This window comes from Planococcus salinarum, assembly GCF_007004625.1.
GTDB lineage: Bacteria > Bacillota > Bacilli > Bacillales_A > Planococcaceae > Planococcus > Planococcus salinarum.
In genome coordinates this window covers 122,561-145,547 of record NZ_VIFV01000004.1, presented here as the reverse complement: position 1 = coordinate 145,547, position 22,987 = coordinate 122,561, and the positions used below count along the sequence as shown (strand labels likewise).

The window sequence follows — 22,987 nt, the reverse complement described above, 5'->3', positions numbered from 1 at the left end:
ATTTCCCCTAATAACGCAAAAAAACTCTCCCCAAAGGAAGAGTTTTTTAAAAAGTATAAACCAACCGGATCATGTCACGGCACTGAATGCCGTTTTCAACAATCGGCTCGGAATAATTCCGCGTGAAGAAATCGTGATCGACCGAATCGATGCGGAAGCCGCATTTTTGATACAACAGCAGCTGATTGACGCTCGAATTGCCGGTGCCTATTTCGACTCTGGTGAATTCCAGCCGGTCAGCCTCAGACAAAGCATGAAGAAGCAGCTTCTTGCCGTAGCCTTTCCCTCTTACTGTTTCTGCGACTGCGATGTTTTTAATTTCCGCCACTGTGGCCGATAACGGCAATAAAACATATACCCCTATGAGTTCGCCCTCGACAATCGCTCCATAGACATAGCCGCCACTGCAATATTTCCCCACAAGTTCTTCAGAAGGATCGGCTGCCAACAGCAAATCCATCGGCAGTTCCTCATCTTTTTTCCATAATCGGATTTCCATTATTTCGGCTCTTTAAATCCCTGGTCCATCAAATAATCTTCGGCATCACTGAACGTTCCAAAGGTTTCTTCCAGGTTCTTGCCGGCGTAGACGTTCCAGAAGGGCTCATCATACACCAGATCCACTTTCTCGCCTTCGCGGTTTGTCCATGTTTTGTCGTATGGTGGTTCCGGTTCCAGTGACAGATAATCCAGTGAATCCGCAAGGACGCTGCGCAATTCCTTTTCTGAGAAATCCCGGATGTTGACGAAGCCTTTTTTGTCCGCTTCGTAATGCGGCAGGTTGCCGACATAGACAAAACCGTTGCCGGTCGGATGCAAATGGTACACCACTATCTTTTTGTCGTACAAGCTCTCTTCGTAATGGAAATTGACACGTTTCATCGACACGTCTTTGCGTGTCAGTTCCGGAAATGACTCAATAATCTCCAGTTTCTGCTCAAATGTAAGCATAATGCATAAACCCCGTTTCCTTTTTTCATTCTCCGCCTATTATAACATGTCATCCCGAATTTCATTAAAATCTGAAAAGGAGGCCTTTCCATATAAAGAAGCTGCAGGTCCACCCCGCATAACGGGGCTGCCTGCAGCTTACTGAAATGACTTTATTTAATCTTGCTGTTGCGGTTGCCAAACGGCCACCATGCGCCATTGCCGAACGACACGGTCACGGCCGGCACAAGAAGCGGCAGGACAATCAATCCATACAGCAGCAAGCCGGTGATGACGATCGAGGCGATCTGCATCAGGCTGAGAACGCCGGAAGGAAGCATCGCACCGAACGTACCCGCCAATATGATGGCTGCCGTGATGATGACTGTTCCCATCTTCGCCATCGAAGTCCGCATCGCCTGCCGGATATCGATGCCGCTCACGGCTTCTTCCTGGAAACGGTCCAGCAGGAAGATCGAATAATCGACACCGAGCGCCACCAGCATAACGAAACCGAAGAATGGCACAGCCCATGTAATGCCGTCATATCCGAGCATATTGACAAAAATCAATTCCGTAATGGAAATGGACGCGATATATGTCAGCAGCAACGAACCGATCATGTAAAGCGGCATGATCAAAGAACGCAGCAGGAATGCCAGCACAACGAACAAACTCGTGAGCATGATGATTACCGTCCGCGTGAAATCGCTGGATGAGATATCCGCAAGATCGCTGTTGATGCTGGAAATACCGCCGTAGGCAATTTCCGCGCCTTCAAGCGGCGTATCGTTGACGCTTTGGGCAACTGTCTCTTTGATCTCAGTCACTACATCAATCGCTTCAGGTGAATACGGGTCAACAGCCAGCACCACTTCCATCAGCATGCCGGTGCCGTCCGCAAACGTGTATTGATCAAGCAGCGGCGCAAGTTCCCCGTCTTCAAGTGCATCTTCAGGAAGGTAGATTCCTGTTTCCCGAACCGTTTCACTTTCGCTGATTGCCTGCAGAGTCGCTGCAGCGTCTTCAAGGCCATCCGCTATTTCAGCGATTCCATCATTTGAAGCGCCGACCCCCGAAGCCAATTGCGCCAAGTTTGTTCCGAGTTCAGAACCTTGTCCGGCTCCAGCTTGCAGCCCCTCCTGAATCTCAGTCAATCCGCCGCTGATCTGCCCGAGGGCGCCGACCGTCTGCGGGATATTGCCTGTTTGCTGCAGACCCTGCGTAACCTGGTCCAACTGCTGATTTAATTGCGCCAATCCTTCAGCAGCTTCTCCGATGCCGCCCGAATCGCCGGACTGTTGACTGATTGCCGACAGGTTGCCCTCGATTTCATCAAGTCCGGATCCAACTTCTCCGAGTCCTGTACGGGCTTCTTCCAGCCCATCAGCAATCATGCCCAACTGGTTGTCGACATAGAAATCCTCAATAGCCGTTCCTGTCGGGCGGGTGATGGCACGTACCGTATCCACGCCTTCCACCTTCAGGATATCCTGGCTCAGCGAATCGAAATATGGAATTGTTTCTTCGCCGTCCAACTCTTCGTCCGATTTCACGACAATCTGCACCGGCAATGAATTGCCTTTTCCGAACGCGTCTTCAATTGCTTCCAACCCTTTTACCGATTCGTATTCCGAACCGATTTCATCCACCGTGTTGAAGGAAAGGTCGTTGTCATAGGAGAAAACGAGCGGTACCGTAATAAGTGCTACCAATACCATCGACAGCAACGGGCGGTTGACCGATAATTTGCTGATCCAGATCCAGATCCTGCTGTCTGAATGGGAAGCGGATTTTTTGCTCGGCCAGAATAATTTTTCTTTCAGGACCGCCATGAAAAATGGCACAATCGTAAAGAGCACGATGAGCAACACGAAAATCCCGACAGCCACTGCTACCGCTGATTTAAAAATCGGAAAATCGGCAAAACCGATTGCCAGGAATGCGATAAATCCGGACAGGCCACTGATAAACAGCGTTTTCCCCGCGGTTCTGTAAGTGTTGAGAATCGCTTCTTCCACTGCGCGGCCGGAAGATAACTCTTCTTTATAGCGGCTCAGCAGCAAAATCGCATAATCCGTCCCGATACCGAAAAGAATCGCCACCAGGAAAATCTGGGTATAGTTTGAAACCGGAAAGCCGAACCAGTCGATGAAAAACGCCACCAGCGATTGGCTAAGCAAATAGGAAATCCCGACCGCAATAAGCGGCACAAGCGGAGTCACAATTGAACGGAAGACCGCCAGCAACAAACCAAAAATCAGGATAACGGTGATGATCTCCGTCTTTTTCAAGCCTTCCTGGGCACTCACGTTTACATCATTGTTGATGATTGCCTGGCCGGTAAGATACGCCGTTGCACCTTCCAAAGCAGCAGTCTCCCGGATCTCGTCAGCTGCCGCGTTGATTTCCTCGTCCGTTCCTTCAACGGTGATCGGCATCAGGACGGTCTGCCCGTCTTCGGAAACCAATTGTTCCTCCAGTTCATCATTTTCCAGCGGGTTGGTCACTGACGCTACCGGACTGCCGATCGCCTCCAGTTCGGCCGTCACTTGTTCCAGCCTTTCCCGCATTCCAGCGTCAAGTTGCTGATCCAATTGGAAGACCAGGGAAATTGTTTGAGAGGCTGCATCCGCATCCTCCAAAATCGAATTGGCCAACTGCGATGAAGCTTCATCCGAAAGCTGGAAGGACCCCGCCTCTTCCGCCTGCTCCGTCAAATTCGGCGCCAGAAAGAAAAGGACTGCCGTTAATATAAGTAAACCAATCATGATCGGCCATTTAAATTTTAATACTGTTTTCACAATCTACACTCCATCCATTTTCAAAATTTCTTTCAGCTTTCGGAACAGCACCAGAAACTCATCTATTTCTTTATCTTCAATCTGTTCCGACATCAGCTTTTCGATGTATTCCGTCAACGCCCGGTCGGATTGCTCCAGAACTTCGCTGCCGGCCTCTGTAATTTCCAGCATTTTGATCCGCTTATCTTCTGTTTCGGCAATGCGGATCAATTCTTTTTGCAGCAGCTTTTTTATTCGGCTTGAAATTGCGGATTTATGTACAGCTTGCAGGACTGCCAAACGGCTTGAAGTCACTTGCCCTTCTTTGCTGATCAGCTTCAGCATCTGCAGCTGTTCCGGCGAATACTCCTTCCACAGCGGATGGTCAACCGACTTGATGACTTTTTCTGTGCCGTAGACCATCACTTCTGTGAAGAGATCCACCGCTTCTTTTATTCGTTGATCCAAAATAGTCTACCCCCTTAACTATTAACAGTTTAGGGGGTAGACTATTTTCCGTCAAGGATTTACTTCCAATAAAATAAACCCCCATGAATTGGATTCATGGGGGTTTGCATTAAACATCTCTTGTAGCTGTCTTCCCTATTTCCTGGCGTCTTGCATAAATATTTTTCGCGACCGATTTCAGTACGGCATAAACAGGGATTGCCAGGATGATTCCCCAAAGGCCGGCTATATTACCGGCTGCCAGTATCAAAGTGATGACTGTAAGCGGGTGAACGTCAAGCGCACTGCCCATGACGTTCGGCGTAATCAGGTTTCCTTCGATCTGTTGAGCGACAAGCATGATGACCAATACCCAGATTGCGTTGACCGGATCAGTCACCAAAGCGATGATGAATGCCGGAATAACTGCGATATACGGACCGAGGAACGGGATGACATTCGTCACCATGCCGATCAGCGCCAATAGGATAGCATATTCCAGGCCTATGATCAGATAGCCGATCAGCAACATGAGCCCCACCAGGAAGCTGACGAATAATTGCCCCTGGATATATGCTCTCAATGTTCTGTCAACATCCTGCAACGTTTTGATGATCCATGATTTCCGTTCTCCAGCAAAGAAACCGGAGACGAACGGCACAAATTTCTTGTGATCGATCAACAGGTAAATCAGGAAAAAAGGCACAAGGATGAGCGACACGATCCCCGAAATCAACCCGGTGATGAATGACATCAATACGGAGCCGATATTGCCGGCCCAATCACCGATACTGCTGGTCATTTCATTGATCTGTTCCTGGATACTGTCGGGCAGCCTGCTCCGCTGATCCAGCAGATACTGGGCGTATTCCTCCACATCATTAACAATTTCCGGAGCGTTATCCACGAGTGAATTGACCTCACCTGTCACAATCGGTCCGATCAGCGCATAGAAAATCCAGAACAGCAATACAATCGTTAAGATGATGCTGATGATCGAAGCCCATTTGGGAAGGCCTCGCTTTTCAAGAAAATACAGAATCGGCCGTGTCAGATAGAACAGTACTCCTCCAAGAAGCAATGGCACAAAAATTGTCCCTGCAATAATGAACAAAGGGTCGAATATCCCTTGGACTTCTATAAATAAGCGAATAATGACTAAAGCCAGGATAATTCCGACTCCCGCCTGGAACCAAAGTTTGTTTGTCAAAAGTTTCCCTCCTTTTATTTTATTGGTATACCCAGTTTACCATGAAATTATGTTATTATTATTCTTTGTGAAAGCGAACTTACCTGTTTCTTTTGCCTCTGTAAACATGCCTCTACATATACACGAAGAAGGAGTTATTTCAATGGAACAATTATGGCTTACGATAAAGTTTTTGCTGCTCGGCCTGTTTCAGGGCCTGACAGAACCGATCCCGATTTCCTCAAGCGGCCATTTGCTGATCGCCCAATATTTTCTTGATGTTGAAATCGAAGGCAGTGTCTCCACTTTTGCACTGCTTGTCAACACCGCTTCGCTGATTGCGGTGCTGATCATTTACCGGGAAGATATCCAGCGCCTGATTGTTAACGGCCTTAGATTTTTTAAAGTAAAAGATGAAGAAACCACACGCGATTTCATGTTCATCGTCTACCTGGTGGTAGCGACAATTCCTGCCGCCATTATCGGCGTGCTTTTCCAGGACAACATCGATGATCACCTCTCTACGGTTCTGACCGTCGGCATCACATTGGTCATTACCGGGGTTGCTCTCTGGCTGATCCGAGATATCCATGGAAAGCGCAAAGACGGCAGTTTGACAATGAAAGATGCCGTCATCATCGGCGTAGCCCAATCAGTGGCCTTGATTCCGGGGATCAGCCGCAGCGGCGCCACCATCGTTGCAGCAATAGCACGGGGCATCAATCAGGAAACGGCGTTGCGCTTTTCGTTCCTGCTGTTCATCCCGATCAGTCTGGGCGGTGCTGTCCTCAGCATTTCCGACATCATGAACGATGATAATCTTGCCACCTTGGCCGTGCCGTATATTATGGCTTTTGCCGGTTCGCTAGTCGCCTCTTATTTCTCCCTAAAATGGTTCATGAACATAATGGCAAAAGGGCAGCTGAAATACTTTGCGATTTATTGTTTCATCGTCGGGCCCCTTGTTGTTCTTGCGTGGTTCCTGCTCGGTTAATAAAATATAGGATGGCTGTTGCTGACCCCTTTTCCAGGGGTCAGCTTTTTCTATGTATTTGGGCACCTCTATCATACGCGGCTGATTTCCTGCGGTTTCACTTTTACAAAATTAAAATAAAAAGCCCGGAATTTTCCGGGCTTGTGGCTTTTCTATTGTCCAGACTCCAGCGGCCCAGCTCTTCGAGTCGTAAGTCAACCCAGCTGCCATGGCCAAGGACGCCATTCTGCTGGTCTGCCTTACGCTTGTCAGAGCTGAAAGGGCGCTTTCGCTTTTCTTATTACCTATTAAAGAAAGTGGCTGTGTAGAATGGCTGATTTTCATCATTGAACGCTGCCCCGATTCCGAGATAGCCGAAATCAGGTTTGACAATATTTTCGCGATGGCCCATTGAATTCATCAAACCTTCGTGTGCGTAAATGCTGCTGTACTGGCCGTATGCCAAGTTTTCACCAGCCACAAAAAAGTTGATGTCATCATCAGCCATCCGGTCAAATGGCGATTCCCCATCTTTATTGGTATGGCTGAAATAATCATTTTCCGCCATATCCTCACTATGCTTCCGGGACGTCAGCATCGCTTGTTCATCCCATTTCAGGAGGGGCAATTCCCGTTGGATCCGCGCAGAATTCGTCAGTTCGAACAGCAGGAATTCATAGCCTTCACGAAGTTCATCATCCGGGGCAGCATATATTTCCGGCCGTTCCTTTTCCAGATCTTCATGAATCACCTGAACTGCGGTCACAGTACTTTCTTCGTGTATATCATAGAAAACGGTCACATACAGATTCCCAACTTTAAAAAGATCATATTCCTCCCGGGTATCAAGAATGTATTGGATATTCCCTTTTTGGAGACTTTTCAATGGCACACCCAGCTTATTTCGAACTTCTTCCTGATTCGAATTCATAGTGATGCCATCCGTTGACGAAATGATATTCTGGTTTGTGAACATGCCGTTGACATCGCCGTTTTGATCGTAGGACAGCAAAACGTAATTCTGGTAATTGGTGTGATAACTGTGCCAGTCGGTTCCATACTCGTTTTTCATCAAACGAAGCGGCAAACCGACTTTCGCCTGTGCTTCTTCCTTCGACATGCCCAGCGTGACGTTATGGATTGCGAACAGCGAATCGGTATCGGACAGTTCGGGCTTTTCGACAGCTTCCGGCATTTCAGCAGTATTCGTACGAACCAGTGATTGCAGCTGACTCGCAATCCGGGAAGTGAATTCCTTCGCTCCGTCCAGTGCCATCGTTACATCTGAATCCGCAGTCAGGTTTTCAATGGTGCTGTCAACGGTATCCAGAAAACTCAAGTCCACGTATTCACCGACCGGTTCTTCCCAAATCGGCCGTGCGAAATACACCAAGGCTAAAATTACCAATAACAAGAATATTTTCCGCACGCCCATCACCTCTTCTGTTCAGTTTAATCTTTGGATGCGATTCTATAAAGTAAAAAGCGTTACGGGCAGAGTCCAGTTCGGCATCCAGCAGGAAAAAGATAAATATTCCCTCTTTTATTTCCAAATAACAGAATACTTATTCCCTGCTGCCAATTATCCAAAAAACCCTTTGCCTCATTAAAGGCAAAGGGTTTTCCCTATTCTATCGCTTCTATCTGCAATTCCTTCACCGGCAGGAATTGCTCGCCGGTGTCGGCATAGCTGATGGCCACTGAATCGCCGACTTCCAAATAGATTGCCAGCGGATTGCTTTCAGAGGACACGATGTAATTTGTTCCGTCTTCAAGCAGGAAAGACACAATCGTATAGTCTCCCGTTTTTTCTTTGAAGACACGCTCGACGGTTCCTGCAGTCCGGGCTTCCGGCGCTTCCGAAGCACCTCCTACGATACTGCCGCCTCTTTGCAGCGCTGTCTGGTAAAGGCGCAGGGCTTCATTCGGCGTTTCCGCGAAGACGGAAATTTCCGGGTTGGCCGCTGAGACGATGAAATAATTCTGCAGGAATCCATTGGAATCCAACACCGGCGTCAGCCAGCTTGCTTCGCCGTAGAAATTATACAGGACCGGCATTTCACCGGACCATTCCTTCTCGATGAATTGCTTTTCAATGATCTGCAGATTCCCCTGTGAATCCATATAGGAATCTTCCAGGCTGCCGGTAAAGAAAGTCGAAGAGCCGGTCCGCGCATTGGTCAGCGAATAGCCGAGCATTGAGTCGACACCTTCTTTCGGACTTGTGAAATCTGTAAAGTAATACATTTCCCCTTCTTCGTCAAAGATCGGACTGACGTTCGCTTCCGTCCCTTCATCCGAAGGAAGTTTCACATCTTTCTTACTGAATTTGCTGTTCCAGAAACCATTGGCATAATTTCCGTAATAGCTGTTTTCGAGGCTGACCGATTCCGGTGAAACTGATCCGTCAATATAAGCCGGCACTTCTTCGAGCGAATAATTCACACTTTCACCGGTTACCGGATCGACCACGACAAGGCCAGCAACATCAAAGCCATCTCTCGCTGAAATGAAGTCTCCGTATGAACGGACATAATACGGTTTCCCCTGTTCATTGACTTCGAGTTGGGGTTCGCCATAAAAAATGGCTTGCGGGTTTTCACTGCGCATTTGGCGTTCGATATTTTTGCCGAAGTACGCAGAAGGCGTGTAGATCATCTCTTCTTTGATGAATTTCGGATTGGCCGAAGCGTCCGTGGCACTCATGGTGAAATAGCCTGGTGTCGAATCCGCATTCCACCATTTGAAGAATCCCGAAAACTCGACCGGTGCGATGTAGACAAAATCACCGGCCACCTTCTGAATCTGGAGATTGCCGAGTTCATAATAGCTCGTATCGGGTACCTGTCCGAAAGCTTTTTTCATTTTATTTCGCGCAAATTGGGGCGGTACACTGGCCGGCGTTTGTGTTTCATCAAACGCTTCAAGTTCGACTTCTTCTTTCATTTCAACCGACTCGAATTTTTCCGTTGCATCGAACAGCGGTGCCGCCAAAATAAATACGGACGCGGCAACGGCAACTGCCAGCAGCACCGTTTTCGCTTTCTGTTCCACTCCGCTGCTGAACAGTGTTCCAAGAATTGTTGCTGCTAACGCGAATGGCCACAAAGAGGAAACATTCCGGTCGACATTCAACATATAATAATATATTCCAATAGCAATGAATGCCAGCACAAAAGCAATCGCAAAAACCGCCACAACGGCGGACAGCGCTCCTTTCCCTTCATTCTTTTCACTTGTTTTTCCCGTCGCAAATGGAGTAATAATCAACGCCATCACCAAAGCGCCCAATGCGCTGAATAGTAAAATACTGCTCATCATAAAACCTCTCGTCTTCTTTTAAATTTTTCTTATATAAAGTTATACGGACTCAAAGCAGAGAAGTTTCAAAAAAAGGCAGCCCCACATGAGAGGGCTGCCCTTGCTGTTGCTTAATCGGTGATGGTGGTTTTCTTTGGAGAACTGAATAGTAAGGTAAACACCAATCCTATTGTGAATGTAAGCAGGCTTGTCATCAGCGTCATCGTGTCGGATGCAAATCCCGGGAATACGACAAACAACGAACCGAGAATCAGGCCGATGATCGCCGCATAAGTCACATAGGTGAAATTTTCCAGCAGGTAGCGGATTGCCTTGCTGCTGACGATGAATCCGACAATGACACCGGCTCCGATTGCCAATGCAATCGGTATGTTCAATGTCGACAATGCGTTGATGGCCGTCGTATAGACACCCAACAGCAAAAGAATGAATGAACCGCTGATGCCCGGCAGCAGCATGGCCATACTCGCCAGCCAGCCGGAAAAGAAGAGGACGAAGAAGACCGGCAAACTCAATTCTTCAATCGGTGCAATATCTTCATTGGTGCCGATAAATGCCGTTGAAGCCAATGCAATTCCGATCAGGACCAGAATTGCGAAATGCCGTTTGGTGAAATTTCGTCTCACTTCAGCCTGTTTCATAATATACGGGATCACCCCTAAAATCAGCCCCATGAAAAAGAATTGGGTCGCTTCGTAATGATTGTCGAGCAAAAATTCGATTACCCGGCTGAAAAGAAGCAGAGTCACTCCAACCCCGATTACGAGCGGAATCAGAAAGCCCAGATGCTTTTTCCATTCCCGGCTGAAGAATCCGCTGATTGCTTCTAGTAAACGGTCGTATATCCCTAAAATAAATGCGATAGTGCCACCGCTGACACCGGGGATCAAATCACTGATTCCCATCAAAATGCCACGGTATATATTTTTCCATTCCATTTAGCCAATCTCCTCTTTTTAAAAAATCACAGTACTAAGTATAGCATGTCCGCAATGCAATTCGCGCACAAATCTACTGATGCCAAAGCGCTATTCCATCAGAATTGCCCTGGCACTTCCCATGATTTCCTGCATCATTTGAGCTGCCGGCATCTTTTTGTTTACAAGCCGCAGTGACTGCCCGGCCCACAAGGACATGAACTCGCTGTTGTTCTGTGCGGCGGCTGCCGTCCTTATATCTCTGGTAACTGTATTATGAGACGGAAACGGCAGTGCCCTGGTTCCCGCCTCTTCAAACTCTTTTATAAAGCGGTTTTTAACAGCACGTGCCGGACGACCCGAAAAGCTTTTGGTAATGGTTGTTTCGTCTTCGTTCGACTCGGCAAGCCTTTGCTGATAGGCGGGATGCGTCCCGGCTTCTTCAGCAAGCAAAAAGCGCGTACCGATTTGAACCGCGGCGGCGCCGAGCGCAAGAGCGGCGGCAAGTCCACGGCCATCAGCTATCCCTCCAGCTGCAATGACGGGAATGTTGACGGCATCCACTATTTGCGGAACCAGTGACATCGTTCCAACCTGGGCACCGTCCGGATGTTGTGCCAGCGAAAATGTGCCCCTGTGCCCGCCCGCTTCGCTGCCCTGCGCCACTATCGCATCAACACCTGCTTGCTCAGCCAGCTCCGCTTCCTCCACGGTGGTGACCATGGCGATAACTTTTATCCCCGCCAGTTTGGCCGCCTGCATCTGCTCCTCTGCCAATAAACCAAAAGCCGTGCTGATGACGGGCACCGCCATTTCCAGACAAATGTCGAATTGCTGCCGGCTCCAATCCGCTGAACTTGAAATATCGGGTTCGTTAATTTTCAGTTCTTTGCGAAAAGGCGCCAGTGCCTGCTGCACTTCTTCCAGCCGTGAAAAATCATCTTTTTCTTTGGAAGCGAAGATATTGACCCCAAACGGCTTTTGAGTCGCTGTTTTCACTTCAGCAATCGCTTTGCGCAAGGCATCAGGCTCGAAGTACGCCGCACCCAAAGTCCCCAGTCCTCCCGCTTCACTGACTGCCGCAGCCAATTCCGCAGTTGCCGGTCCACCGGCCATTCCCGCCTGGATAATCGGCATTTCGATTCCAAATAACCGACAAACTTCCGTTTCCAATGACAGCAAATTGCTCACTCCTTCGATTATCTGTTGCTTTGACTTCAGTATCACCCAGATGACTTTAGACATCAACAGGGAACCTTTTTTTCCGCTTTGCGTTTCCTATCATAAGCACACACTAGAAAGCGGGGTTTCACATGAAGGGGTTCCTTTCCTTTTTGGGCATCACTTTGATCACCATTGCATTCGGAGCCATCCTGTTTTCTTTCTATGGGAATCCACTTGAAGATTTTAAAAAACAGGAGCGCCAGCAGGTTTTTCAGGAAATGCGCGCAAATCCATCTGCTCCGGCAGACAGTCATATGACTTCCACTTCCACCGCTAAAAACGGGGATGACAGATATTCAATTCAATCTGGCCAAAGCTGCCTCAGGCTTTCTTTTGACCATTAAAAAACCCGGCTCCTATTGAGGAGGCCGGATTTTTTGTGTTTTTTGAAGATTTTATTCATGAAAGTTATAGATTGGCCCGGTTCGAGCGCTAAATTCATCGATTCAGGGCTTTTCCGGTGGAAATAAAAACCATTATTGATGCTTTTCGCAGGCGAAAAGCGACAGGACCAAATTTTATGATCGCTATAAGTAGTTTTATGATCGGCATACGGTCATTTGTGATCGCTATAATGAGTTTTATGATCGGCATGAGCTATTATTCCTTAATTTGGAATTCCAATCTTGTATTTCCGCACTTTCTTCGCTCCACTCTTTTCCATTCCGTATTTCACCAGAATTCTGGATGCCGCGTGGCGCGATTCTAGCTGGAAAAATTTTCGCAGCTCGCTATTGGAAATCGTGTGGCTGATTAAGGAGAAATATTCGTTTAATGTGTTGTGGATGGCTGTGGGATCGGTGTATCCGCATTTATTGCAGAGCCAGCCAGCCTTTTTTATGGTTCCGCTCCCAAAAATTCCGCAGTCCGCGCAACGGACGCCACCGATTAAAGCAGATGGATCAATCCGGTAATAATCGCAAAGCGGAACCCGCTTGTACGGCGTCTGCTGGCTGTCGATCAGTTTTTTCACTTTCTTCACATTGATGGTCGATTCTCGAGGTGCCGCACCGAGCATGCTGTAGAGATATTCATGGAGTTGGTAGGTTTTGCAGATGGGGACGTTCTGCGGTTTAGAGATAAATTCACATTCTTTTGCAGTGAAAACGACCAGGCCTTTGACGACAAGATCCAGTTCCCTGGATTTCAGCCACTCATTGAAAAAACGCATATTTCTTTTCAGCTGGATTACCGGGTCATCCATCACCGTCTTTTCTCCGCCTTTATCGTACCGATAAAATTCGCCGGTTCCCGAATCAAAATGAATCTTTCCATGAATGTTTTTCGATTCGATGATAATTGCCTGCGAATCCGTCAATAGCAGGCTGTCCATCTGGATCCTCTGATTTCCCTGGCTGAGACTGACATCCGGAAAGATTAGAAAGCCTTCCTTCCAGTTAAACTCATCCAGCTTTTTGAGAAGCTTCTCTTCGCCACGCTTGCCGGCGCTCACTTTATGCAGCTCCACTTCCAAAAACTTTTGATATGGATGCTGTGCCGGCAGCCGCCGGATCAAAGCCTCCAACGCTTGGACTTCCGTCAATAAAACCGCAACTCCTCTTTCCATTCCACACCCCTTTCAGTTAGTTACACGAAAATTATAGCATTCCACTTGAAAGTTTTTGTAAATTTCAAAAATATATCCATTCACAAAATACATCTGTGTTAATCTAAAAGAAAACGGCGAAGGTGGAGAACATCATTAAGAAGTTGAAGGCAATTCTAATAGTTGCAGCTATTCTTTTACTGGCTGCCTGCAGTCAGCAGGATGAAATAAATTATTTCTCTTCAAAGGAAGAAGCCCTCGAACATTTCATTCAGTATGAAAATGTGAAAGGAAATATTGATATGTTTACAACATTGAACGATGAAAGTTTATTGGTAACAGAACCAAACGATAGTACATATTTTGTGGGTGAATTAATCGAGGACAAGGAAGGCTATTACGTTAAGCGAATATCAGACAATGTTTCTATAACATCTGGTGCACTCTGGGAATTGGAGACAAAGGAAAATAGTGAGTATACTATTTACATTGAAAAAGACAAAGAAGATATGAACTATATCCAGCTTTCTAGTGGAAAATATGCTGTTTCTATTATAGATGGACATATAATTACTGAAAGTCCTCTTTCAAGCGGTAGCGTGATAAAAGAAGTTGAAACAGTAAAAAATTAAATCAAAAAACCCGGCTCCTTTTTACTGAGCCGGGTTCTTCTTTCCAATATTAAACCGCCAATCGAATCTTATTTCCGGAAGGGTCGCGTGTTTCCCAGTGGTCGGCAGCCTCGGTCACTTCTGCACCGAGTGAGCGAAGGCGTTCAGCCACCTGACTGCGTTTAGCTTCGTCCGCGAACACCAAAGTATAAAAATCCAGTCCTGCCGTTTGTTCCGGAAGAGGCGGTACGCCGACACCATTCCAGACGTTCAAACCGATATGGTGATGGTATTTCCGGTCAGCAAGAAACAATGCCTGGCCGCCCATTGAAGTCACGACTTCAAACCCGAGTCCGTCCGTGTAGAAATTTTCCGCTTCATCCAGATTCGAGACATGAAGGTGGACATGGCCCATTACAGTTCCGGATGGCATGCCGCTCCAGCTTTCACCTGAAAGTCCCGCTTCCTCCAAGAGTCCTTCGGCATCGAGCGGATCGACCGCCATCGCGACTTCCCCTTTGTTCCAGCTCCATTCCTCGGGATCCCGGTCACGGTAGATTTCGATTCCGTTGCCTTCCGGATCGGATAAGTAAAGCGCTTCGCTTACCAAATGGTCCGATGAGCCGAGACGCAGCCCTTGCTGATGCAGATGCAACAAGACTTTCCCAAGGTCTTTGCGGCTCGGCAATAAAACAGCGAAATGGTACAAACCTGCATACCGCTCTGATTTCGGTTCCAGTCCATCGACAGCTGTCAATCTGATCAGGCTCTTTCCGTCTGTCCCCAACTGGACCATACTTTCTGTTTCAGAAATGACCTGAAATCCGAGAATCTCCTGATAGAATTTCTTCATCTCCTCCAAATTCAGCACTTTTAAACCAACTTCATCTGTATAGGTTACAGGCTTTTGATGGAAATTCATGTCTGTATTCCTCATTTCTTTTAGTTAGTTACTTTATGTAACATATTTTATTTTAGTTACCATAGTATGTCAAGTAACTTAATTCTTTTATAATAGAGGAAAGCTGTGCTATCATATGGATAAAGGAGTGAACATTCATGGATACATCCGTTATCTGTCCGCGTTTTGAAGCCGCCATTTCCATACTCAGCCAACGGTGGACGGGTTTAATCATCTATCAGCTGTTGTCCGGGCCGCAACGTTTCAGCCAATTGACCGAAGTGATCGGCATCAGCGGACGTCTGCTGTCTGAACGTCTGAAAAACCTCGAAGCACAAGGCCTTGTATCCCGTACCGTCTATCCGGAAACTCCTGTCCGCATTGAATACGAACTGACCGAAAAAGGCCGTTCTTTGAAACCGGTGATGGACGAAATTCAAAGCTGGTCCCAGGAATGGATCGAAGCACCTGTACAGCCCAATTAAAGCGGCTCATCTGAAGTTCAGATGGCCGCTTTTGTTTGGATTTCATTATGTGTTTTTTACTTCAAACCGGTTTCCCCTTTCCCTTTCCGATAAAAAAAACCATTTGCGCAGGGAGCGCAAATGGCAAAATCATTCCTTCTGTTTAGCCATAATATACTGCAATCCTGAATACGCCGAACTGAAAGTCGGAGTTCCGCTTTGGAGCTGAACAATCGACATGGCCAGTTTCGGGCTGATTCCCACCAAAATACAGGAAGTGCCGATAAGGCTCAAGCTATCGGTCATCATCTGGATCTGATAGCGGACCTGATTTTCGAATTCCGTAATACCGCTCAAATCCACCAATACATATTCAATGTCCTTGTTCGCACATTCAGTCAACACTGTAGCGATCAACTCATTGGAACGCATCTTATCAAACTCTCCGATCAGCGGAAGCGCAATTGTCTTGTCCCATATATGCAGCATCGGTATCGATAATTCCTTGAGGAGCTTTTTGGTGCGCGCCTGTTCTTCAGCCTGGGTTGTGACATCCATCAGCATGATGATATAACCGTCAATCCGGCTATCCTCAGCTATAATCGGCGTAATTACGATATCTGTAACAAATTCGTCCCGGATATTGATACGTGAACGGTGGATATCCTTTAACTTACTCATCATTTCTCTTTGATGCTTCGGCACCTTATGGAACAAATCCATATTCATGCCAATAATTTCTTCACAATTATCTATTCCGTATAAAGGCGAAACTTCTGCCAGCAGACGGCAGGCTTCCGAATTCATCCAGGTGATGTTATAAGACGTATCAGCGATCATAATCGTTTCGCCTATATGATCAAGCGCGCTGAGTAACGATATCGTAGATGGTATAGTACCAATTGCTGCCATATTTCTTTCTGCTCCTTCAATATCAAATTATAGACAATACCCTTATTATGACACAAGAAAGCCCAAAGTAAGCTTTAAGCAGAAAATATTATTCCGCTGCCGCCAGTGTCCGTTTTGCTTTTGCAGCAGAATACCCCCCTTCAAAACGCTCAATTTGCTGATCGTGCAGCCAATAGGTCACCGGGAACAATTTATCCAGGAAATAACGGTCGTGGGAAACGGCGATGATAGTGCCCGGGAAATCGGCCAACGCCTCTTCCATTACTTCTTTCGCTTCCAAATCCAAATGATTGGTCGGTTCATCCAGTACAAGAAAATTATGATTCATATGCATTAATTGCGCAAGCCGGAGTCTCATGCGCTCGCCTCCGCTCAATTGGCGGACCGGCTGGAAGACCATGTTCCCGAAAAACAGGAATTTGGCCAGTAAATGGCGGGCTTCAAACTCGGAAACCGCTACCGTATCTCTGAACTCATCGATGATGCTGCGGTCATTGTCCATTTCAAGCGTATGCTGCGACAAATGGCCAATCGATAAATTGCTGCCTGTCCGGATCGTGCCGGCATCCGCTTCTTCGTTGCCCAGAATCAGGTTGAGCAAAGTCGTTTTGCCGGTTCCATTGGCACCGACTATGGCGGCTCTTTCACCCACTCGGATATGCAGCGAAGCGTCGTGGAACAGAATTCGGTCGCCGTACCCTTTCCAAACCTCTTCCATTAAGACGACATCCCGGCCGCTGCGATCACTGGAGTGAAACTCGAGCGCCATCTGCTCCTTTGAAAGGACAGGACGGTCCAGCACTTCGATCCGCGCCAGCGCCTTCTCCATGCTTTTTGCTCTCCGGTGCATCCCGGCATTTGGTGGATTGGCACGGTTTGCCCATTCTTTCAGGCGTTTGATCGTTTCTTTCATCTTCTGAATTTTCTTCTGTTGATCCTGGAACTGCTGGAACTCAATCAGCAACCGGGCTTCCCGCTCCTTGACATAAGCCGAATAATTGCCGGTGTATTGAATCAGGTCCCCCTGGTCCAGTTCCCAAATATGGGTAACTGTTTCATCCAGAAAATAGCGGTCATGTGAAACCAGTACAACGGTGCCTTTGTAATGGCTGATAAATGAACCGAGCCACTCAATCGACTCGAGGTCCAGGTGATTCGTCGGTTCGTCCAGCAACAGCAAATCCGGTTCCTGCAAGAGCAGTTTTGCCAAGCCGGCCTTGGTTCGTTCACCACCGCTGAGGTGATCCCAGCTTTCAAGCTTCAGATGAGTAATTTTCAGTCCGTTTAAAACCTGGTCGATCCGGACATCAATTTCATAGCCGCCACGCTGTATAAAATCATCCTGTACACTGCCGTAACGGGACAGCAACCCTTCCAATTCCTCAGGGGCGGCAATTTCCATGCGTCCTTCCATTTCCTTCAACTGCTGCTGGATTTTAATGAGCTCGGCGAATACGGCACTCAGTAATTCATATACCGTGTGGCTCCCTTCTTCGTCAGGGGTCTGTTTTAATAACCCGATTTTACTTCCTTTTTTCCAGGTCACCTGGCCCTCGTCCGCTTCCAGCTCCCCGGCCAGAATGTTCAATAAGGTGGTCTTCCCTTCCCCGTTGCGGCCAACGAGACCGATCCGTTTGCCCTCGGCAACTCCCCCTTTTATGTGATTGAATAATTTATGTGTCGCAAAATGACACTGTATTTGCTGAAATTGGCTGATAATCATAGGTCTCTTCCTTTCCTTTCAGGAAGAGACGCCGGCCAAAACAAAAAAGGCATGCAAGGACGCATGCCTTTTGGGAATTCCGTTTACAGGCAGATGTCTCTTACTGGTAAATTTCACACGATTCGATTGGCTGAAAAAGGACAGACTCCTCCCTTGCATCGATTCCAGTGAAAGTGACGCCATGAAGAATGTAGAGATATTCCTGACACTCTGTCATGCGTTTACCAGTTTGATCCATCGTACCCACCTCCTTCGTTCATTTCTTCTATTTTAATTGAAGTACACGAAACCGTCAATCTGAAAATCAGAATATTCCATCCGGATCTGCATGTAAAAAACACCTAAGAAATACCCGTGCTTCTGCCCCTGGCTCCGGAGCAGTTTTTCGGAATTTCGGCCCCGATGGATTACCAGTTCAACTTTGATAGCGGAACATCAATCCCGACGTCTGTCTTTTATCGTATTTTCTTTTTTTATTGACTCCAGGATATCTCCGGTCCAACCTTTCCGTTTCAGGTAATAATATAAAATGGCAGTTGATAATACAATAATAGTGAGGGAGACCAGATAACCGAATGTCCAAGTCAATTCAGGCATGTTTCTGAAATTCATCCCCCATAAAGCACCGAAAGCCATGACCGGGGTGAAAAGTGTCGTCAGTACCGTCAAGGTTTTTATAATTTCATTGCCCCGGTAATTGGCAACTACATTTTCCATGTCCACCATATTATTCACTTCGTCTTCGTAAGCATTGATCAGCATACTGATCCGGTCAATTCGTGCAGAAGTCCTGTAAAACTCAGGTCCATCTATAATCTTTTTCCCAAAAGTTTCGGGCATGACCATTTTCATTTCAATAAAACCCAAGATGACATTTTTTCACAATAGGATTTCGTGTCGAATGCTTTCGATTTCCGACAAAGTCTTTTTGTTATTCTCGATTCTGATTTTCCAAAGCAGATTGCGCAGCCGCTCTTCAAACCCGTCAATTTTATGCAAAAGTGAGCCTGTCATTGCACCAAGAAGAATCATCAGCAATTCAACAGGACTGTCAGCCGGTCCATCTGCTGAAGGATCTTTTTCTTGTCCATGTCTTCGTCTTCCTCGTAATCGAGTTTGTTCATTAGAAGAATTTCATTTGACAGGAAAAAATGGAGCGTCCGCAGGTCATTCTTGTTTTTGGGGCTCTGTTTGTAGATCAACGATCCCCAAATCGTCTCTTTGCCTGGAATAGTGGTATCGGCATGAAGGATGTTGACAGTCATTTCCCTGCATTCATCCCGCCAGGAATGTCTCTGGATGCTTTCCGGCAGCAGCTGAATAAACGTGTTTTCTTCATCAGTAGTTTCTTCATGCCAAACTGCGGGGCTGAACGTATATTTCGGCATGGCTATCCTCCTTCAGTGAACGCCATTAGTAGAAATCTAAAAAAAGCAAGCCTGCAAGACTTGCTTTGTCGTCGATATCAATTTTGGTCCCTGTATTTTTCATTGGAGTTTTCTTTATACTCCAGATCCCGATCCGGCATGGGATCCATTTCTTTTTCTTTCGGTGCATCTCGTCGGGGCTCGACTTCAGGAATCAATTTTTCGCCTTCGTGATTCTCCTTTTCCTTTTTCATGCCTTCCCCTCCTTTATGGGCATATTACTCCATAAAATACCCGTTTCTCCACATTTCAATCCTTACTCAATGGAGACAAATCCGGTGCTTTCGACCAATTCCTGCCCCTCTTCCGACAGGATCCATTCGATAAACGGCCCGACATTCGGGTTGTCGGATCCTGCTGTTACGGCATAGAATTCCGCAGACAAAGGGTATTCATCCGAACGGATTGTTTCGATGGAAGGTTCTACTCCATCGACTGCCAACAATTTTATCTTGTCGTTTTGTACCATTTCCACCGAGAAAAAACGGAATGTATAGCCGATGGCATTTTTGTAATTTCTGTAGCTGGCCACTTCACTGATGATGCCGCCCATTCCGGAGGCCATTTCTTCAATTTCCGGCTCCTGAATCGGCGTTTCCTCCATGAACTTGATGAACGTAGTCTGGCTTCCGCTGTCAACCGGACGCTGGAAGGCCCGAATCTCGTCATTCTTACCTCCGACATCCGACCAATTCGTGACTTCACCGGCATAGATATTTTTGATTTCATCGCTGCTCAAATCATCTACTACATTTCGCGAGTTGACGAAAAAAACGAAGGCTTCACGGCCAATCGGTGTCATTTCCAACTCAATGCCTCTCGCTTCAGCAGTTTTCTGATGGCCGGCTGAAGGGCCGGCCACGAAGATAATGTCGGTTTTGCCCGCCAAAAGACGGTCATACGCCTCGCGGGTCGTCGTTGAAACCACATCGCTGTTAACAGGATCATAAGAAGGGTAATCGCCCGCAGGATAAACCGCTTCCACAAAAGCGGCATACAGCGGATAAAGTGCCGTTGCCCCATCCAATTTTGGCAAGTCATGTTCTATTTTGAAACTTGCCGTTGAATTCAGCCGCGCCAATTTTTCGCTGTCCGTAAACGGTTGGTAGTCTTCGAGGTTCACTTCCCCGTCAACTTGTGCGAAACTTTGCTTGTAATAATGAGGAACAGAGAACGAAGCGCCGATCAATAAACACAACACAATGATTCCCGACGCAATTTTTTTGCCGTTCTGTTTTTTGTACAAGTCGATATCCACAAAAAGATACAGCAGCCACAAGGTGAAAATCCCTGCGATTACAAGTCCGATTAAATGAAAAGCTCCGCTCAGTAAAACATAAAGCAGAACTGGAATTCCTATTACACCAAAAAATAACACAAAATAAAAAATTGCCTGCATTACCCTTCCAAACTTTTCCACCATTCCCATCCCCCGTGTTTGATCTCTAATTTTCCAGCAGTGAGCTGATCAGTTCCGCTTCTCCCGGATCAGCCAGATCCAACCCGTCCAGTTTTGCGACGGGTTGCCAGACAATTTCACGGATCCAGGGATCTTCTTCCGGTACCGCAAGCTGTCCCCCGACAACTTCCACCAGGAAATAATGCAGCTCCACTGCAACATCTGCATTATCGTAGCTGTCTTTTTTGATTCCGGCGTGTCTGAGAATTCGGGCTTCGAGACCTGTTACTTCAGCAAATTCACGGATGCAGCTTTGTTCGAGCGTTTCATCCCCTTCCGGCGGCCCTGCCGGCAACCCCCATTTCTTTTCCTCGTCCGGCGGCCCCTGCAATATCATCAATACCTCGCTCTGGTCGTTGATGCAGACAGCTGCTGCACCTTTCCAATTAGACATTTCCATCAAATCTCTCCCAACTCGTTTTTTCAGTGCGGAAATAGATTTTTATTGCCCGCTGAAGATTTTATTAACCGAAAAGTATTCGGATGCTGTTCTTTTTTCAAGATACCATATTTTTCCGTAATCCGGCGATTGTCATCAAAATAATTCTTTAACGTTAAAAAAGCTGCCGAAAACTTCTCGGCAGCCGGAATTTTATTTTGCTGTTTTTGAAAGATCCTTGTTGAGAGTAATATGGTGTGAAGCATCGGGCATGCCCAGGTCAGCGGAAAACCCGTTTGCCCTGTAAAAAGCATCCGCTGCAGAAGAATCAGTCCGGACGACAATTTCATTGAAATGGTCTTTTCCGTATTTTAAAATCTCTCTTAATAACTTCGTCCCAATCCCTTGCCGGCGGACATGTTCGGAAATATAAAATCTGCGCAAACGGCCGACTCCGCTTTTATCCGAGTATGGATCCCTGTTCAATCCGCCGATTGCCACCAATTCCCCCGTATGATCCCAAACTCCGTAAAGTACTTCCCCTGCTTTATCGAATGTGTTGGTCCCATCTTCGTACTGAGTGACCAGTCGTCGCAGAAACCTGTATCCTTCCGCTTCACTTTCTTCCACCAATTTCGAAACATCCACTTTACTCAGATCATCAATCACTTTAATGTTCATCGGCATGCTGCATCCTCCTATGGTCCATATTTTTCCCATTAACGGATTCTACTGGTGTTACAAGCTTGTTCTCTCTCAGTTTATAGAAGTAAGCAGCCGATTTCCACTTATTTTCGGAATATTCTTATAAATAATGTTGATGCTGATTAGTGATTCTTTATTTTTTCCATAAAAAAAGGCCAAGGGAATGGTCACCTCGGCTTTGTAGCTGGTTTATTCTATTCTAGGATTTTGATTGTTACGTTTTTACGGCCCCATTGAAGAGCTGCTTCTTGTGATGGGATGAATACATCAATTTTGTTGCCTTTGATAGCTCCGCCAATGTCTCCAGCGATAGCTACGCCGTAGCCTTCAACCCATACTTTAGATCCAAGCGGGATTACTGTAGGGTCTACTGCAATTACTTTTTGGTTCGGATTCGCACGCAGGTCAATTCCTGTATACGTAGTTCCTGAACATCCAACGCAAAATGCTGTGTAAGCTGTTGCTGATACCGTCATTTCTTTACCGGATTGTGATGATGGTGCCGGTGCTGAAGTTTGGGCCGGTGCAGTTGACTGAGCAGGTGCCGGTGCTGGTGCTGATGTTGGTGTTGTAGATGCTGCCGGTGCTTTTGGAGCTGAAACTGCTGTTCCGCCGCTGACTACCAATTTGTCACCAGGATAGATCAAATGCCCAGTGATGCCGTTCCAGCTCATCAACTCGTCCAATGAGATTTTGTTGCTTACTGCGATACGATATAGCGTATCACCGCTTTTTACTGTATAAGATGATTTCTCTGCTGCTGCTTCTTCTTTTGCTTCCCCTACGCTAAGCTGTTGTTTCGGGAAAATAAGATCTGACGAAAGGTCGTTCCAACCTTTCAACTCACTAACAGACACATTTTTTTCTTGTGAGATGCCCCACAGAGTATCACCGGATTTGACTGTATACGTTGAATCAGCGCTTGCAGTTGTTGCCGCGCCTACACTAAGAGCTGCGATTGCAGTTAGTGTAACGATTTGCTTTTTCATAAATGAAATTCCTCCTTTTCACTAACACAAGACATACTATAACACCTGAACATTTCAGGACAATGACAAAACGACAGTTGTAATTTA

At 46.8% G+C, this 22,987-nt stretch carries 25 protein-coding genes; 4 read left to right on the top strand and 21 right to left on the bottom strand.

Features of this window, described 5'->3' with window-relative positions; all coding sequences use genetic code 11:
* Nucleotides 1-46 precede the first annotated feature (46 nt).
* From DIJ65_RS05505 to DIJ65_RS05485, 5 genes are all read right to left on the bottom strand, one after another.
* Nucleotides 47-499, bottom strand: a complete 453-nt coding sequence (locus DIJ65_RS05505) for a GNAT family N-acetyltransferase (RefSeq protein WP_117300754.1) — start codon at nucleotides 497-499, stop codon at nucleotides 47-49.
* Nucleotides 499-951 (bottom strand): hypothetical protein, encoded by a 453-nt coding sequence (locus tag DIJ65_RS05500; protein ID WP_117300752.1) that lies wholly within the window; start codon nucleotides 949-951, stop codon nucleotides 499-501. Before DIJ65_RS05500 ends, DIJ65_RS05505 begins: the two co-directional genes overlap by 1 nt.
* A 152-nt stretch (nucleotides 952-1,103) precedes the next feature.
* Nucleotides 1,104-3,734 carry an MMPL family transporter gene (locus DIJ65_RS05495; protein ID WP_071152279.1) on the bottom strand — a complete coding sequence of 877 codons (2,631 nt, stop codon included), beginning with the start codon at nucleotides 3,732-3,734 and terminating at the stop codon, nucleotides 1,104-1,106.
* Nucleotides 3,735-3,737: 3 nt separating this feature from the next.
* Entirely contained in the window at nucleotides 3,738-4,181 is a 444-nt protein-coding gene (locus tag DIJ65_RS05490; RefSeq protein WP_071152280.1) for a MarR family winged helix-turn-helix transcriptional regulator, read from the bottom strand.
* 109 nt (nucleotides 4,182-4,290) lie between these two features.
* A complete protein-coding gene (locus DIJ65_RS05485; RefSeq protein WP_117300750.1) occupies nucleotides 4,291-5,370 on the bottom strand; it encodes an AI-2E family transporter in 1,080 nt (359 codons plus the stop codon).
* 142 nt (nucleotides 5,371-5,512) lie between these two features.
* Between DIJ65_RS05485 and DIJ65_RS05480 the strand changes: the two genes are divergently transcribed.
* A complete protein-coding gene (locus DIJ65_RS05480; protein WP_117300748.1) occupies nucleotides 5,513-6,343 on the top strand; it encodes an undecaprenyl-diphosphate phosphatase in 831 nt (276 codons plus the stop codon).
* A gap of 280 nt (nucleotides 6,344-6,623) precedes the next feature.
* On the opposite strand, the gene DIJ65_RS05475 is transcribed toward DIJ65_RS05480, so the two are convergent.
* From DIJ65_RS05475 to DIJ65_RS05460, 4 genes are all read right to left on the bottom strand, one after another.
* Nucleotides 6,624-7,757 (bottom strand): CAP domain-containing protein, encoded by a 1,134-nt coding sequence (locus DIJ65_RS05475; protein WP_230321315.1) that lies wholly within the window; start codon nucleotides 7,755-7,757, stop codon nucleotides 6,624-6,626.
* Between the two features lie 191 nt (nucleotides 7,758-7,948).
* Nucleotides 7,949-9,640 (bottom strand): hypothetical protein, encoded by a 1,692-nt coding sequence (locus DIJ65_RS05470; protein ID WP_117300746.1) that lies wholly within the window; start codon nucleotides 9,638-9,640, stop codon nucleotides 7,949-7,951.
* 113 nt (nucleotides 9,641-9,753) lie between these two features.
* Nucleotides 9,754-10,581, bottom strand: a complete 828-nt coding sequence (locus DIJ65_RS05465) for a DUF368 domain-containing protein (protein ID WP_117300744.1) — start codon at nucleotides 10,579-10,581, stop codon at nucleotides 9,754-9,756.
* 90 nt (nucleotides 10,582-10,671) lie between these two features.
* Nucleotides 10,672-11,742, bottom strand: coding sequence for an NAD(P)H-dependent flavin oxidoreductase (locus DIJ65_RS05460; protein WP_230321313.1), 1,071 nt, complete (start codon nucleotides 11,740-11,742; stop codon nucleotides 10,672-10,674).
* A 131-nt stretch (nucleotides 11,743-11,873) separates the two neighbouring features.
* Between DIJ65_RS05460 and DIJ65_RS05455 the strand changes: the two genes are divergently transcribed.
* Complete coding sequence (locus DIJ65_RS05455) at nucleotides 11,874-12,128, top strand: hypothetical protein (protein WP_117300740.1); 255 nt, start codon at nucleotides 11,874-11,876, stop codon at nucleotides 12,126-12,128.
* A gap of 263 nt (nucleotides 12,129-12,391) precedes the next feature.
* On the opposite strand, the gene DIJ65_RS05450 is transcribed toward DIJ65_RS05455, so the two are convergent.
* A complete protein-coding gene (locus DIJ65_RS05450; RefSeq protein WP_117300738.1) occupies nucleotides 12,392-13,351 on the bottom strand; it encodes a nuclease-related domain-containing protein in 960 nt (319 codons plus the stop codon).
* 122 nt (nucleotides 13,352-13,473) lie between these two features.
* Between DIJ65_RS05450 and DIJ65_RS05445 the strand changes: the two genes are divergently transcribed.
* On the top strand, nucleotides 13,474-13,962 hold the full coding sequence (locus DIJ65_RS05445; RefSeq protein WP_117300736.1) for a hypothetical protein: 489 nt from the start codon (nucleotides 13,474-13,476) through the stop codon (nucleotides 13,960-13,962).
* A gap of 49 nt (nucleotides 13,963-14,011) precedes the next feature.
* On the opposite strand, the gene DIJ65_RS05440 is transcribed toward DIJ65_RS05445, so the two are convergent.
* A complete protein-coding gene (locus DIJ65_RS05440; protein WP_117300734.1) occupies nucleotides 14,012-14,863 on the bottom strand; it encodes a VOC family protein in 852 nt (283 codons plus the stop codon).
* A 137-nt stretch (nucleotides 14,864-15,000) separates the two neighbouring features.
* Between DIJ65_RS05440 and DIJ65_RS05435 the strand changes: the two genes are divergently transcribed.
* Nucleotides 15,001-15,327, top strand: a complete 327-nt coding sequence (locus DIJ65_RS05435; RefSeq protein ID WP_117300732.1) for a winged helix-turn-helix transcriptional regulator — start codon at nucleotides 15,001-15,003, stop codon at nucleotides 15,325-15,327.
* 129 nt (nucleotides 15,328-15,456) lie between these two features.
* On the opposite strand, the gene DIJ65_RS05430 is transcribed toward DIJ65_RS05435, so the two are convergent.
* The 10 genes from DIJ65_RS05430 to DIJ65_RS05400 form a co-directional block, all read right to left on the bottom strand.
* Complete coding sequence (locus DIJ65_RS05430; protein ID WP_117300731.1) at nucleotides 15,457-16,218, bottom strand: STAS domain-containing protein; 762 nt, start codon at nucleotides 16,216-16,218, stop codon at nucleotides 15,457-15,459.
* An 88-nt stretch (nucleotides 16,219-16,306) separates the two neighbouring features.
* The gene (abc-f, locus tag DIJ65_RS05425; protein WP_117300729.1) at nucleotides 16,307-17,941 is read right to left on the bottom strand and encodes a ribosomal protection-like ABC-F family protein; all 1,635 of its coding nucleotides are present in this window, start codon (nucleotides 17,939-17,941) and stop codon (nucleotides 16,307-16,309) included.
* 100 nt (nucleotides 17,942-18,041) lie between these two features.
* Nucleotides 18,042-18,179 (bottom strand): hypothetical protein, encoded by a 138-nt coding sequence (locus tag DIJ65_RS16250; protein ID WP_154706079.1) that lies wholly within the window; start codon nucleotides 18,177-18,179, stop codon nucleotides 18,042-18,044.
* A gap of 197 nt (nucleotides 18,180-18,376) precedes the next feature.
* Nucleotides 18,377-18,793: a CorA family divalent cation transporter gene (locus DIJ65_RS16515; protein WP_230321312.1), complete on the bottom strand. Its 417-nt coding sequence runs from the start codon at nucleotides 18,791-18,793 to the stop codon at nucleotides 18,377-18,379.
* Between the two features lie 179 nt (nucleotides 18,794-18,972).
* On the bottom strand, nucleotides 18,973-19,329 hold the full coding sequence (locus DIJ65_RS16510) for a hypothetical protein (RefSeq protein WP_230321311.1): 357 nt from the start codon (nucleotides 19,327-19,329) through the stop codon (nucleotides 18,973-18,975).
* Between the two features lie 77 nt (nucleotides 19,330-19,406).
* Nucleotides 19,407-19,562 carry a hypothetical protein gene (locus DIJ65_RS16245; RefSeq protein WP_169816774.1) on the bottom strand — a complete coding sequence of 52 codons (156 nt, stop codon included), beginning with the start codon at nucleotides 19,560-19,562 and terminating at the stop codon, nucleotides 19,407-19,409.
* Nucleotides 19,563-19,624: 62 nt separating this feature from the next.
* On the bottom strand, nucleotides 19,625-20,791 hold the full coding sequence (locus DIJ65_RS05415; protein ID WP_071152160.1) for a PstS family phosphate ABC transporter substrate-binding protein: 1,167 nt from the start codon (nucleotides 20,789-20,791) through the stop codon (nucleotides 19,625-19,627).
* 22 nt (nucleotides 20,792-20,813) lie between these two features.
* The gene (locus tag DIJ65_RS05410) at nucleotides 20,814-21,227 is read right to left on the bottom strand and encodes an NUDIX hydrolase (protein WP_230321310.1); all 414 of its coding nucleotides are present in this window, start codon (nucleotides 21,225-21,227) and stop codon (nucleotides 20,814-20,816) included.
* Nucleotides 21,228-21,419: 192 nt separating this feature from the next.
* On the bottom strand, nucleotides 21,420-21,893 hold the full coding sequence (locus tag DIJ65_RS05405; RefSeq protein WP_071152159.1) for a GNAT family N-acetyltransferase: 474 nt from the start codon (nucleotides 21,891-21,893) through the stop codon (nucleotides 21,420-21,422).
* Nucleotides 21,894-22,105: 212 nt separating this feature from the next.
* The gene (locus DIJ65_RS05400; RefSeq protein ID WP_117300727.1) at nucleotides 22,106-22,900 is read right to left on the bottom strand and encodes a 3D domain-containing protein; all 795 of its coding nucleotides are present in this window, start codon (nucleotides 22,898-22,900) and stop codon (nucleotides 22,106-22,108) included.
* Nucleotides 22,901-22,987 lie beyond the last annotated feature (87 nt).